Origin of the sequence: Alkaliphilus peptidifermentans DSM 18978, assembly GCF_900101495.1 — a bacterium.
GTDB lineage: Bacteria > Bacillota > Clostridia > Peptostreptococcales > Natronincolaceae > Alkaliphilus_C > Alkaliphilus_C peptidifermentans.
This window is the reverse complement of record NZ_FMUS01000019.1, coordinates 24,776-37,806: the sequence shown is the minus strand read 5'-3', so window position 1 is coordinate 37,806 and position 13,031 is coordinate 24,776. Positions and strand designations below refer to the sequence as shown.

Here is a 13,031-nt window from a genome sequence, read left to right as displayed (position 1 = left end):
AAAAACTTGAGTTTAAATCGAAAAGTATTATAAGGTATGGTGATTGAGATGGAAATACGTATACAATCTCAAAATGCATTAATAGGTATTGAAGGAACCAATGGACAATACTCAATACAGCAGAACCAATGGCCTATGAAATTGAGATCAATAGATGCAAAATCAAAAATAAAAATGACAGATGCAGTATTATTAATAGACCAGCGGCAGTGTTTTTCTGAAGCTGGTCTAAAAGGCATTATGGAAATAAATAGGATTTATGCAGCTAAGGGTAGAAATGCTGCGTTAGAGGGAATAGCCAGAATTGCACGAGAAGGAAAGGAAATGTCTAGTATTAATAAGAATAAGGGGCCTGTTATTGCAAAAATTGCAAAAAGGAACAGATTTAAGAAAAGTAAGGAAGTTAGATTTGATATGATTCCTAAATCTAGGCCTAAAATTACCGTTATACCTGGCAAAGTAACAGGTGAGTTTGAAAAAGGTTATATTGATATGAAAATGGGAAATATTAAACCTAGCATTGAATATTACCCTGGGAAATTAGACATTTATTTAAAACAGAAAAATAAAATCAATATAGAATTTGTAGGTAATAAATTAGATACTTATATTGGCTAAGGATATTATCAAAGGAGTGATAAGTATGATTATAGAAACCCGGCATTTTGGTGAGATAGAAGTGGGTCTAGAGGAAGTAATTCATTTTCCCGATGGAATACCAGCCTTTGAAGAAAATAAGAAATATGTAATTATTGAAAATCCCGATAAAGATGTTCCATTTCATTGGCTACAATCTATAGAGGAGCCTTCTCTGGCTTTTGTAATAATTAATCCCTTCCTTTTTATGGAGGATTACGACTTTCAGATACCCAAAAGTATTTTAGAAAAGCTAGAAATTGAATCTCCCGAAATTGTTTCAGTGCATACTATTGTTGTTGTACCAGATGACATTAATAAAATGACTGCTAACCTGAAGGCCCCAATTATCATTAATACAAAAAACAAAAAAGGAAAGCAAATTGTATTGGATGACACAAAATATCAAACAAAGCACTACATAATTGACGAAATAAAAAAGACGGGTTAGGAGGGGCCAGCATATGCTAGTTTTAACAAGAAAAATTGATGAGAGCATTGTACTAGGTAATAATATTGAAGTTAAAGTACTTGGAATTGAAGAAGGCAAGGTGAAAATTGGAATATCAGCTCCTAAGGATATTGAAATTTATAGAAAAGAAATTTATCTAGAAATACAAGAAGAAAACAAAACAGCTAGTGGTCAAAAACAAAATCTTGACCAATTGAAGGATATTTTCAAAAAATAAATATATTATTTTTAAATTTTTCGCTAAAGTTTTATATTAAGCTTCCGATATATATTGTATAAGCTAAAAAACATCATTTTTCTACAACGCCGGCAGTAGATTAAAGATGTGGCTTAAAATAATTATTTTAAGCCCAGACAAGGATGTCAGGGTAAATAAAAATTCAAGGAGGAATTACAAATGAGAATTAATAACAACATTATGGCTATGAACACACATCGTCAACTAGGTATTTCTAACAATGGCGGAGCAAAATCAATGGAAAAGCTTTCTTCAGGTTTTAGAATCAACAGAGCTGCTGATGACGCTGCTGGTCTTTCTATCTCTGAAAAAATGAGATCTCAAATCAGAGGTTTACAACAAGCTTCTAGAAATGCTCAAGATGGTATCTCTTTAATTCAAACTGCAGAAGGTAACTTAAATGAAGTTAGTGCAATGCTTGTAAGAGTAAGAGAATTGGCAACTCAAGCTGCTCATGGAACTTATGATACAGCAAATGACTTACCAAGAATTCAAGAGGAAGTTGCAGAATTAACTAAGCAAATAAATGATATCAAAGATAATACTAAATTCAATGGTATCAAATTATTAAATGGATCTGGTGGAAATGGCACAAACATTACCTTGCAAATTGGTGCAGAGAATACACAGACACTTGATTTAGCAGTTGCTAACTTCAATTTAACAACTGTTGCTGCAGCAATATCCGGCTATAGCTTGTCAGGCCAAGCTACAGCGGCAACAGCTTTAGGGAATATTGAAACTCAGATTAATGCAGTAAGTAAAATGCATTCGTACTTAGGAGCAAATCAAAACAGACTTGAGCATACTATTAAGAATTTAGATACCTATGCTGAAAACCTACAAGCTTCTGAGTCTAGAATCAGAGACGTAGATATGGCTAAGGAAATGATGGAATTCACTAAGCAAAACATTTTACAACAAGCTTCTACAGCTATGTTGGCTCAAGCTAACCAAGCTCCTCAAGGAGTACTTCAATTATTAAGATAGTTATTAAGGATTTATAAAAAGAGGAGAAAATCTCCTCTTTTTTTTGTTCAATCAAACTATAAATAACTTACATTATTAATGGTTTACAAATATTTCTACTGCATACTTATTAAAGAAATGTCAAGATGAGACCGATATATTTATATAATGACAAAATTCGATTCTAAGTGAATTTATAATATCGGGGGTATAATATGAAATTAAAAATATTAGATAATGAATTTAAGTTCGAAAATAAAGCAAGTGAAGTTAATAGCATTATAAATACAATAGAAGGCTTTTGTAGTTCTTCTGACTATATTTTAAATAATGTAATTATAGATGGAGAGAGCATCCAAGACTACCAAGCTTTTATAGAGGATAACATTAGCTTGATTGAAGAGATAATCATTGAAGTATCAACAATTAAGGAATTTATTAATGAGATTTTTTTAAACACATTAGACTATTTAGAAAAGGCTACACCGCAAATAGAGGCTCTAGCAGATACATTCTATAGTGCTAACTATTTAAAGGAAGATGACATTAATAAATTAGGAGACTTAATTGAAGCAATTCAGTGGATTTTAGAGACATTCCACTCAATAAATAAAACCCATAATTATTCTGCTAAAACAGAAAAATTTGATGTTTGGGAAAAATATTCAATTCAAATCAAAAAGTTAGATGGTGTGCTAATAGATTTAAGCAATGCAATTGACACAATTGACCTAATATTAATTGCCGATATATTAAAATATGAAATTTCATTTATGTTTAAGGAAATGATTGTTCAATTGAAGGAATTAGTTGATGTAGGAGCTGATCGTAGTGTTAATTAATAATATTAAGTTAATTAGTAATTTTTTCAAAACTGAATTTAAAATAAAAGAACCTGTAAATAGCAATATACGAATCGAATTAACTAAATCTAATGATAAGACAATTATAGTGAAAAGTGAAGAGAACCAATCATTTTTGCATAGCAAATACGACCCAGTTAATGAAGCGCAGACAATTATTAATCAATACTCAGATAAACTAACTAAAGATAGTCATGTAATTTTTTACGGACTTGGTTTAGGCTATCATATTGAATATTTCCTCCAAAATTATTCCAATATAAGCTTTTCTATTTATGAACCAAATCCTGATATTTTTTATCATTACTTAAGCAATTTTAATATTTCCAACTTAATTAATAAAAATTTCAAAAGACTAGCTATTGAAGAAAGTCATGAACATATGGTTTCTTTCATAGATGCTATAATTAGTGAGCTTGATAAGAATATAGTAATAATTGAGCTACCTAGCTACAAGAGAGTCTTTAAAGATGAATATGAAAACTTTGCCAATCTATTTAATAAAAAAATTAAATATAAAAGAAATGGAATTCATACAAACGCAGCTTTCCAAAAACTTTGGATTATTAATAGTATGATTAATTTTCCTCATGTATTAAATACACCCAATATTCTTCTAGAAAGTGAAGATAATTTTAAGGGGAAGACGGCTTTATTGGTAGCGGCAGGACCCTCCTTAAATGATGAAATAGAAAACATTCGATATATTAAAGCAAACAAGCTTGCTTACATTTTTTCTGTTGGTTCTGCTATAAATACTTTAATACATCATGAAATAGCACCAGACTTTTCGTGTACATATGATCCCGGTACTAGTAATAAAAAAGTTTTTGAAAAAGTAGTAGAAAAGGGTATCTCGGATATACCTTTGATTTTTGGAAGTAGTGTAGGATTTGAAACAATAAAAGACTATCCTGGACCGATGTACCATTTCATTACTAACCAAGATACTGTGGCTAGCTATTTCTTAGCATTAAGGGATAATGATGGTAAGGAAATCGATTTAATCGAAGATGCCGCTTCAATTGCAATAATTACACTACAGCTATTGTACAAACTAGGCTTTTCTAAAGTAGTTTTAGTAGGCCAAAACCTAGCTTACAGAAATGATGCCTATTATTCTGATGCAGTTTCATATGGTGAAAGTATGAATTTAAGCGAAAAGAATCAGAAAGACGCGTTTACTGTTAAAGATGTATATGGGAATGATGTATATACTTATAGTGCTTTTTATGCTATGAAAATAGAGCTTGAGAAATATATTAAAAGATATCAGGATCAAATTGAAGTAATAAACACTACAAAAGGTGGAGCTGACATAAAAGGGACAACCTTCATTCCCTTAGAAAATCATATTGAAACAGATTTGAAAAATAGCATCGATATTATGAGCACACTTACAAAAAAGCACAATTATGACTTAGATATTATTAAAAATAAGCTAATGATATTAAGAGAAGATTTTAATAAAGTAAATAGCTTAGTTTTTCAGTTGCAAAACATAGTAGAAAAAATTAGTAAATTAACAACGGATAATAACTTGAAACAAATAGAGAATATGTATGTTAAATTAGATGAAAAATTCTATGCTTTAAAGGAAAATAAATTTTTTCTTCATTACATATTACCAATGAATAGATTGAATTTTGAGTTAGCAGTTAAAGAGATATCGGGAATTAGATACGATAATAATAGAATTAACAAGGCCCAAAAGATAGTGAAAAATTATAACAATCTTATTGGACTTTTTAAGCAAGATATTAAATTAGTTGATCCAATTTTCGCAGAAATGGTTATATGTATAGATGAAAATATAAAAGAGCTTAACACAGGAGAGAAATAATATGAAATATTGTAAAAAGTGTTTACAACCAGATACTAGACCAGGCATCAAATTTAATGAAGATAAAATTTGTTACGCATGTTTATATGAAGAAGAAAAGAAAAAAATTGACTGGGAAACTAGAAAAAAAGAACTCATTGAAATTACTGAATGGGCCAAAGAGAAATCGGAAGAAAACTGTGCACCCTATGATTGTGTAATTGGTGTAAGTGGTGGAAAAGATAGTACTTTACAAGCAATTTATGCTAAAGAAAAACTTGGTTTAAAAGTATTACTTGTAAATTGCGAACCTGACGAAATCACGGAAGTTGGTAAACATAATATCGAGAACTTAATTCAAAAAGGATTTGACATAATTAAAATGAGACCAAATCCTCAAATCATGAAAAAAATAACTAAAGATGCTTTTTATAGGTATGGTAATCCAGTGAAGCCATCAGAATATCCATTGTGGGCATCTGCCTATATTATTGCGTTAAGGTTTGATATTCCATTAATTATTCAGGGAGAAAACGCTGCACTAACTTTAGGTGTTGTTAATACAGGATTAGGTACAGATGGAAATGCAGTTAATGTTAATGAAGGAAATACTCTTGCTGGTGGTAATGCCAATGATTGGGTATCTGATGATATAAGTCTCAGAGAGCTTTATATGTATCAATTTCCAGATAAAGAGGAAATAAAGAAAAAGAATATAAAGGCTATATATCTTCAATATTACTTAAAAGAATGGTCAACTATCTATAACCAAGATTTTGCCATCGTAAGGGGCTTATTAGGTAGAAGTACTGAAAGTCTTTATGATTTAGGAAGATATAGGCGGTTTAGTTCGGTAGACTCTGATATGCAAATACTAAATCAGATGATAAAGTATTATAAGTTTGGTTTTGGATCTACTACAGATCAAGCGTGTTGTGATATAAGAGAAGGACGGTTAAGTAGAGAGGATGCAATTTGGCTTGTAGAAGAGTACGATGGTAAATGTGGTGATAAGTACATATCGGAGTTTTGTAAGTATATAAATATTACTGTTGAAGAGTTTTGGAATGTAACCGAGAAGTTTATTAATAAAAAAATATTTAATAAAGATATACGTACTGGAAAGTGGTTACCAAAATTTAAAGTAGGCGAAGATTTCGATGAGTAAAAATTGTTTATAAGGGAGAGTTTATATGGAAGAAAATGCAATTAGGCCATCAGAATATAGGGAAATAAATAGAAAGCTACATGATGAAGATATAGAAGATTTAATGAGTAAAAGGGACGAATTTATATATATAGATTGCCCAACATGTTCAGAGTCAAAAGAAAGAGAACTTTTCAACAAAAAAGGATTTAGATTTGTTGAATGTAATTGCTGTAAAACAATATTTATAAATCCTAGACCAAGTGTAGAAATGCTAACTGAGTTCTATGCAAATTCTAGAAGTATGAAATATTGGAATGAAGTTATATTCCCTCAAACCGAAAACAACAGAAAGAACCTTATTGTTAAAAAGAGAGCAGATCGAATAATTGACTTATGTAATAAATACAATAATGATTTGGAAAGAATTGTTGATGTAGGAGCAGGATTTGGTACTTTTTGTGAGGTAATAAAAGATGAAAATATATTTAAAGAAGTTATAGCAGTTGAGCCATCGGATCCATTAGCTAAAACATGCTTACAAAAAAATATAAAAACATTTAATATGCCAATTGAGGATGTAAGTATTTTTAATATCTCTGTTATGACATGCTTTGAAGTAATTGAACATCTATTTGATCCAAATGATTTTCTAAGGGGATGCCATAATAAACTTAATTTAGGGGGCTTGTTATTTATTACTACCCCCAACATTGAAGGCTTTGAAATGAGTATGCTTATGACATTACCTGAGGAAAGTTATACTCCTAATTTAGGGGGCCCAGATCACCTTAATTATTTTTCTCCTAGCTCATTGACTAAATTACTAGAAAACAATAAGTTTGAAGTATTAGAGATATTAACACCAGGGGAATTAGATGTTGACATAGTTCGACAAAAATTCGAGTCAGAAGAATATGATTTCTCACAAGTGCCAATTATTAAAAATATTCTTATGGAATATAAAACTTTAGGTGTTAAATTCCAGCAGTTTTTAGCGGATAATAAACTCTCATCACATATGTGGGCTGTTGCGCGAAAGTATTAAATTTGAATTAGCTATTATTCTAATTAATTAAATTAATAGATATGGATCGGTTGGTGATATAAATGTTAGATAATAAATCAATTTTAATAACTGGTGGTACTGGTTCCTTTGGCAAAAAATTTGTGGAGATGGTTCTAGGAAAATATAATCCAAGGAAAATTATTATTTACTCTAGAGATGAGTATAAACAGTCTCAATTAAAGTCAATCTTTTCTGAAAAAATAGGTGAGAAGAAGATGTCAAAGCTAAGATTTTTCATAGGTGATGTCAGAGATAAGGACAGGCTTTATCGTGCCTTTAAGGATGTAGATTATGTGATTCATGCCGCAGCTATGAAGCAGGTCCCGGCCTGTGAATATAATCCATTTGAAGCTATAAAAACTAATATTCATGGTGCACAAAATGTTATTGATGCAGCCTTAGATCGTGGAGTCAAAAAGGTTGTGGCACTATCTACAGATAAAGCAGTAAACCCGATTAATTTATATGGAGGTACTAAGCTAGTATCAGACAAACTATTTGTATCTGCAAATGCTTATTCGGGGATCGATGGAACAATCTTTTCTGTGGTTAGATATGGGAATGTTGCAGGCAGTAGAGGTTCAGTTATTCCTTTTTTCAAAAGTCTTATAGACAAAGGAGAAATAGAGCTTCCAATAACAGATTATAGAATGACAAGATTTTGGATTACGTTGGAAGAGGGAGTGGAACTTGTATTTAAAGCACTTGAAGAATCTAAAGGTGGAGAGACCTACATCTCAAAAATCCCCTCATTTAAAGTTACGGATCTTGCAAAAGCCATGTTGCCAGAGTGTAATTTGAAAGAGATAGGTATACGTGAAGGAGAAAAGCTTCATGAGTCTATGGTAACAAAGGATGATTCTAGAACAACCTATGAGTATGATAAACATTATATAGTTTATCCACATTTTAACTGGTGGAATTCCACAAAACATTTCACTAATGGTGGACGGTTGATTGAAGATGGATTCGAGTACAACTCTGGTACTAATGATACATGGTTAAACATTGAACAATTAAAGTTAAAAATATCTATGCTAAGTGAAGAAAATTAAACTATAAATAGACTTCTTAATAGTGATATATTATGTCAAGATAAGGGGCGAATATTATGAATAATTACGGAAAATACTTTGAGGAATTTAGTGTTGGAGACAAAATAGACCATGCCCTTACTAAGACTATTTTAGAAAGTGATAATAATTTATTTTGTCTATTAACAATGAATCATCATCCAGTTCATATAGACGAAGAGTATTGCAAGAAGCAACAACATGGAAGGATTCTTGTTGTGGGAACATTAGTTTTTAGCCTGATTGTGGGTATCTCTGTGGCGGACATTAGTGGCAAGGCGATAGCAAATTTGGACTATGAAAGTATTCAACACAAAAATCCAGTCTTTATTGGAGATACATTAAGGGCAGAAAGTGAAATATTACATATGAAAGAATCAATGACGAAAAAAGATCGGGGAATTATATACGTTGAAACCCGTGCATATAATCAAAAAAATCAACTAGTATTAATATTTAGAAGAAATGTACTAATTAAGAAGAGGATGGGGACAAATGATAAATAGAGAAAAACTGTTATTAAGAAGCATGCTATTTGTACCAACCTATAAGGAAAGTTTTATAAAACATGGTATTCAATCAAAAGCGGATGCTATAATACTTGACTTAGAAGATTCTATTCCAGAACAGTATAAAACAAATGCCCGAAATAATATTAAGAAATTTTTAGATGAAGGTGCATTTAAAAAAATAAAAACCTTTGTAAGAATTAATCCAATTGAAAGCAAATTAGTATTTGAAGATTTTAAATATATATTGCATGAAGATATCGATGGTTTTATGCTAACTAAAATATATACTGCCGACGATATGATATACTTTGATAAGTTAATTACTCAACTAGAGGATGAAAACAAGATAGCAAAAAATCATTTTGCTTTCGTTCCCTTAATAGAGACTACTTCAGCAGTAATGGATATTTATAACATTGCTAAAGCTTCAAATAGAACTATAGCATTGGCCTTTGGTGGTGAAGATTATCTTAATGATTTAGAGGGATTACATGGAGAGCCCCCTCTTAGCTTTGAATATCCTAGAGCAGTTATTGCTCTTGCATCTAGAGCAGCAGGTTTATTACCTATTGACACACCTTATTTGGCTTTGAATAATTTTGAAGGATTTATGAATGAAGAGAATATTTCCTTCGAAATGGGTTTTGCTGGGTGCTTATTAATTCATCCAAAACAAATTAATTTAGCAAATCAGTGTTTTACTCCAAAAGATGAAGAAATAAAGAGGTCTCAAGATATTGTAAATGCTATTGATAAATCAAAGCTAGAGGGTTCAGGTGTAGCTATGCTTGGAGATAAGATGATTGGTCCACCTATGGAAAAAAGAGCAAGAAAAGTGCTTAGACTAATGGAAATAATAAGAGAAGAAAAGGAAAAGCATGATGAAATATAATAGTTTATTATTTATTCCAGCAAATAAAGAAAGATATTTACATAATGATAAAATTCATCAGGCTGATGCTATAATAATCGATTTTGAAGATTCGATTATATCCAAAGATATTAGAACAAATATATGCATCATAAACAGTATAATCAAAGATATTAGTGAACCTAATATCTTTATTAGAATAAGACAAGAAAGATATAATGAAATTATTGAGAATATAAATTTAGATAAAGTAAAGGGAATAATGATACCGAAGTTTTGTTTAAATGGCGATAATATAAGGATATTAGAGGATATCGAAGAAATTAAAAAAGAAACATTAATACTTATAGAAGATCCAAAAGGACTGTTGGATTTAGAAAAAACACTGGTTAATTATTCAGTAAATGGGGTTTGTTTTGGAAGCGAGGATTATATTTCAGAGTTAAATGCCATAAGGAATAAAGAAAACTTATTCTACCCAAGAGCCAGTATTGTAAACATAACAAAAGCATATAAGATTAAATGTTATGATACTATATTTCCATATTTGAATTCAGACATATCCTTTAAAGAAGAGGTTGATACTGCTTACAGCATGGGGTTTGACGGAAAAATGGCTATTCATCCTTCGCAATTAGAATATATAAACAAACGCTTCAAACCAGATTTAGACACTATTAACAAGTATAAGAAAATTATTGATTTGTTTTATAAAAACAAGAAAATAAATTCAACCAATGTAATGACCCTAGATGGAGAAATAATAGAACCTCCTCATATTAAGAGATATGAGAATATAGTTAAAGAATTTCAAAAATATGGAGATGGTGATAATGAGTAAAAAAGTTATTATTATAGGTGGACCGGGAAATGGTACAGTTATTGGGTCTGTGATAGAAAATATAGCAAGACATAGTGGGGAATATGAACTTATTGGTTATTTAAATGATGGAATCCAGAGAGGGACATTAATTAATGGCTATCCAGTATTAGGCCCAGTACAAAAAGACATATGTCAGAGTTTTAAAGATGTCTATTTTGTGTATGCATTAATCAGTGTAGGTAAAGCACAAGCGAGGGTGGAGAAATTAAAGTCATTAGGTATTCCGCCTGATAGGTTTTGTAACATTATCCATCCATCTGTGGTGATAGGAAGTGAAGTGAAACTGGGACATGGAGTGATAATGATGCCAAATGTTGTTATTAGTCCCAATGCAACTATAGAAGATCATGTGCAAATATATGCTAATTCACTAGTAGGGCATGATACAAGCGTAGCTAGTTATAGCTTCATAGCAAATCATGCTAGTATAGGTAGCAAAATTAAAATTAATGAAGGGGCTCATATAGGCAGTAATAGCTCAATAGTGGAAGGAGTTAGTATAGGTGAATGGTCACTAATTGGGTTAGGATCCGTGGTATTAAAGGATGTAGAGCCTTATGATAAGGTTGTAGGCAATCCTGCCAAAAGTATAGGAAGTGTTTACAGAGAGATGAAAGATAAATAAAAATACTATGGTAGGAGTGTTTTTATAAATGATAAAGGTAAGGGATATAAACAAAGTTAAAGTAGGAGTAATTATACAAGCAAGGATGGGATCTACTAGACTATATGGGAAAGTAATGAAGATATTAGGAGATAAGCCTGTCTTGTGGCATGTGGTTGAAAGGGTTAAAAGAGCTAAATTAGTAGATACCATTATTATTGCAACCACTGAAACTAAGAATAAAGAAATTGTAAAGTTCTGTGTAGAAAATAATATTCTTTGCTTCTGTGGAAGTGAAGAAAATGTCTTGGACAGATACTATAATGCAGCTAAGAAGTATGAGTTGGACGCAATAGTTCGCGTTACTTCCGATTGTCCTCTTATTGATCCACTAGTTATTGACAAATTAATAGAAACATACTTAAACAATAGAGATAAATATGACTATATATCGAATTCCATTTCACGAACATATCCTAGAGGGTTGGAGTGTTCAATATTTTCTTTTTATGCGCTGGAAGAGTCATGGAAGAAGGCAACAAAGCCTCATCATAAGGAGCATGTAGTATTGTATATTAGAGAAAACTATGAAAAATTTTCTTCTTTAAATATATATAATGAAACTGATCTTTCCCATCTAAGATGGACTTTAGATACAAATGAAGATTATGTTTTTTTAACTAATGTGTTTAATAATCTGTATAAATCATCTGACATATTTACAACTGATGAAGTATTAAAATTATTGCGAGATCAACCAGACTTAATAAAGATTAATGCTCACATAGAACAAAAAAAGGAAGGTGAATAATATTGCATTACACTGGAGAATCCTCTAAAAAAATAAAAATTGGTGATAAATATATTGGCTATGGTTATCCAACCTATATTATAGCAGAAGTGGGTAGTAATCATGATGGCAACTTGGATAATGCAAAAGGATATATTTTAAAAGCTAAAGAAATTGGTGCAGATGCTATTAAATTTCAAGCATTTACTGCTGAGAATTTAGTAAACAAGAATAAATTACCAGATATCTTTGCATTGATGAAAAGCTTAGAAATGCCGTTAAACTGGTTACCTGAACTAATTAACTTTTCAAATGATTTAGGTATTGAATTTCTATGTACTCCTTTTGATCATAATACAGTTGATCTACTGTTAGAGTTAGGAATAAAAGCATTTAAAATATCTTCAGGTGACTTAACAAATATTCCACTTATTAAATATGTAGCAGAAAAAAGTTTACCAGTTATACTATCTACTGGAATGAGTTATATGAAAGATGTTGATGAAGCAGTACATACTATAAATGCAAAGGGTAACGATGATATAGCTATTTTACATTGCGTTTCAAAATATCCACCTAAATACGAGGAAATGAACTTAAAAAATATTAATACATTAAAAACTGCTTATCAATATCCTGTTGGCTTTTCAGATCATAGTGAGGAACATATAGGAGTAATAGCGGCGGTTACAATGGGAGCGAAAATTATTGAAAAACATATTACTTTTGATAAGACATTATCAGGGGCAGATCATCCATTTGCTTTGACGGTGCCTGAGTTTAAAGATATGATTGAACATGTTAGAAAATTAGAATTAGCATTAGGTAGTTCAGTAAAAATGCCAAGTCATGAAGAGGTTCAAGGTCCATTGAATAGGGCAAGGAGAAGCATCTATGCTAGTCAAGATATTAATAAGGGTACTGTTATAACAAAAGAAATGTTAACAATAATTAGGCCAGTTAGGGGTCTAGAGCCTAAGTTTTTTGATTTGGTTGTAGGCAGACAGGCAAAAACTGACATTAAGTATCTAGATGAAATAACATGGGAGAAGATATAAATTCTGAATAGAGGTTTGATGAAA

At 30.9% G+C, this 13,031-nt stretch carries 15 protein-coding genes; all 15 read left to right on the top strand.

Translation table 11 applies throughout. The features are described from left to right. Positions 1-48: 48 nt before the first annotated feature. Entirely contained in the window at positions 49-618 is a 570-nt protein-coding gene (locus tag BLP68_RS13595) for a DUF6470 family protein (protein WP_091544646.1), read from the top strand. A 25-nt stretch (positions 619-643) separates the two neighbouring features. After that, on the top strand, positions 644-1,087 hold the full coding sequence (gene fliW, locus BLP68_RS13590; RefSeq protein WP_091544645.1) for a flagellar assembly protein FliW: 444 nt from the start codon (positions 644-646) through the stop codon (positions 1,085-1,087). Between the two features lie 13 nt (positions 1,088-1,100). After that, positions 1,101-1,325 carry a carbon storage regulator CsrA gene (gene csrA, locus BLP68_RS13585; protein WP_091544642.1) on the top strand — a complete coding sequence of 75 codons (225 nt, stop codon included), beginning with the start codon at positions 1,101-1,103 and terminating at the stop codon, positions 1,323-1,325. Between the two features lie 180 nt (positions 1,326-1,505). Next, on the top strand, positions 1,506-2,336 hold the full coding sequence (locus BLP68_RS13580) for a flagellin N-terminal helical domain-containing protein (RefSeq protein WP_091544640.1): 831 nt from the start codon (positions 1,506-1,508) through the stop codon (positions 2,334-2,336). A 194-nt stretch (positions 2,337-2,530) separates the two neighbouring features. Further along, positions 2,531-3,157, top strand: a complete 627-nt coding sequence (locus tag BLP68_RS13575; protein ID WP_091544637.1) for a hypothetical protein — start codon at positions 2,531-2,533, stop codon at positions 3,155-3,157. Beyond that, complete coding sequence (locus BLP68_RS13570) at positions 3,147-5,021, top strand: motility associated factor glycosyltransferase family protein (RefSeq protein WP_091544635.1); 1,875 nt, start codon at positions 3,147-3,149, stop codon at positions 5,019-5,021. Before BLP68_RS13575 ends, BLP68_RS13570 begins: the two co-directional genes overlap by 11 nt. Before the next feature lies 1 nt (position 5,022). Further along, entirely contained in the window at positions 5,023-6,168 is a 1,146-nt protein-coding gene (locus tag BLP68_RS13565; RefSeq protein WP_091544633.1) for an N-acetyl sugar amidotransferase, read from the top strand. A gap of 25 nt (positions 6,169-6,193) precedes the next feature. Next, positions 6,194-7,195: a class I SAM-dependent methyltransferase gene (locus BLP68_RS13560; RefSeq protein WP_091544630.1), complete on the top strand. Its 1,002-nt coding sequence runs from the start codon at positions 6,194-6,196 to the stop codon at positions 7,193-7,195. A gap of 62 nt (positions 7,196-7,257) precedes the next feature. Then, positions 7,258-8,271, top strand: a complete 1,014-nt coding sequence (pseB, locus tag BLP68_RS13555) for a UDP-N-acetylglucosamine 4,6-dehydratase (inverting) (RefSeq protein ID WP_091544627.1) — start codon at positions 7,258-7,260, stop codon at positions 8,269-8,271. Between the two features lie 56 nt (positions 8,272-8,327). Further along, a complete protein-coding gene (locus BLP68_RS13550; protein ID WP_091544624.1) occupies positions 8,328-8,795 on the top strand; it encodes a MaoC family dehydratase in 468 nt (155 codons plus the stop codon). Continuing rightward, the gene (locus BLP68_RS13545; protein WP_091544621.1) at positions 8,785-9,693 is read left to right on the top strand and encodes an HpcH/HpaI aldolase/citrate lyase family protein; all 909 of its coding nucleotides are present in this window, start codon (positions 8,785-8,787) and stop codon (positions 9,691-9,693) included. Before BLP68_RS13550 ends, BLP68_RS13545 begins: the two co-directional genes overlap by 11 nt. Then, the gene (locus BLP68_RS13540; RefSeq protein WP_091544618.1) at positions 9,680-10,513 is read left to right on the top strand and encodes an HpcH/HpaI aldolase/citrate lyase family protein; all 834 of its coding nucleotides are present in this window, start codon (positions 9,680-9,682) and stop codon (positions 10,511-10,513) included. The genes BLP68_RS13545 and BLP68_RS13540 overlap by 14 nt, the downstream gene beginning before the upstream one ends. After that, positions 10,506-11,180 (top strand): NeuD/PglB/VioB family sugar acetyltransferase, encoded by a 675-nt coding sequence (locus tag BLP68_RS13535; protein WP_176759031.1) that lies wholly within the window; start codon positions 10,506-10,508, stop codon positions 11,178-11,180. Before BLP68_RS13540 ends, BLP68_RS13535 begins: the two co-directional genes overlap by 8 nt. Before the next feature lie 28 nt (positions 11,181-11,208). Next, on the top strand, positions 11,209-11,970 hold the full coding sequence (locus tag BLP68_RS13530) for a cytidylyltransferase domain-containing protein (RefSeq protein WP_091544612.1): 762 nt from the start codon (positions 11,209-11,211) through the stop codon (positions 11,968-11,970). A 2-nt stretch (positions 11,971-11,972) separates the two neighbouring features. After that, on the top strand, positions 11,973-13,007 hold the full coding sequence (locus tag BLP68_RS13525) for an N-acetylneuraminate synthase family protein (protein WP_091544609.1): 1,035 nt from the start codon (positions 11,973-11,975) through the stop codon (positions 13,005-13,007). Positions 13,008-13,031: the final 24 nt, after the last annotated feature.

What these genes read in the sequence shown, in the direction of transcription:
- BLP68_RS13540 (WP_091544618.1), top strand. Translation starts at nt 9,680, where the DNA reads ATGATGAAATATAATAGTTTATTATTTATTCCAGCAAATAAAGAAAGA.
- BLP68_RS13545 (WP_091544621.1), top strand. Translation starts at nt 8,785, where the DNA reads ATGATAAATAGAGAAAAACTGTTATTAAGAAGCATGCTATTTGTACCA.
- pseB (WP_091544627.1), top strand. Translation starts at nt 7,258, where the DNA reads ATGTTAGATAATAAATCAATTTTAATAACTGGTGGTACTGGTTCCTTT.
- BLP68_RS13550 (WP_091544624.1), top strand. Translation starts at nt 8,328, where the DNA reads ATGAATAATTACGGAAAATACTTTGAGGAATTTAGTGTTGGAGACAAA.
- BLP68_RS13530 (WP_091544612.1), top strand. Translation starts at nt 11,209, where the DNA reads ATGATAAAGGTAAGGGATATAAACAAAGTTAAAGTAGGAGTAATTATA.
- BLP68_RS13575 (WP_091544637.1), top strand. Translation starts at nt 2,531, where the DNA reads ATGAAATTAAAAATATTAGATAATGAATTTAAGTTCGAAAATAAAGCA.
- BLP68_RS13565 (WP_091544633.1), top strand. Translation starts at nt 5,023, where the DNA reads ATGAAATATTGTAAAAAGTGTTTACAACCAGATACTAGACCAGGCATC.
- BLP68_RS13535 (WP_176759031.1), top strand. Translation starts at nt 10,506, where the DNA reads ATGAGTAAAAAAGTTATTATTATAGGTGGACCGGGAAATGGTACAGTT.
- BLP68_RS13560 (WP_091544630.1), top strand. Translation starts at nt 6,194, where the DNA reads ATGGAAGAAAATGCAATTAGGCCATCAGAATATAGGGAAATAAATAGA.
- fliW (WP_091544645.1), top strand. Translation starts at nt 644, where the DNA reads ATGATTATAGAAACCCGGCATTTTGGTGAGATAGAAGTGGGTCTAGAG.
- csrA (WP_091544642.1), top strand. Translation starts at nt 1,101, where the DNA reads ATGCTAGTTTTAACAAGAAAAATTGATGAGAGCATTGTACTAGGTAAT.
- BLP68_RS13580 (WP_091544640.1), top strand. Translation starts at nt 1,506, where the DNA reads ATGAGAATTAATAACAACATTATGGCTATGAACACACATCGTCAACTA.
- BLP68_RS13595 (WP_091544646.1), top strand. Translation starts at nt 49, where the DNA reads ATGGAAATACGTATACAATCTCAAAATGCATTAATAGGTATTGAAGGA.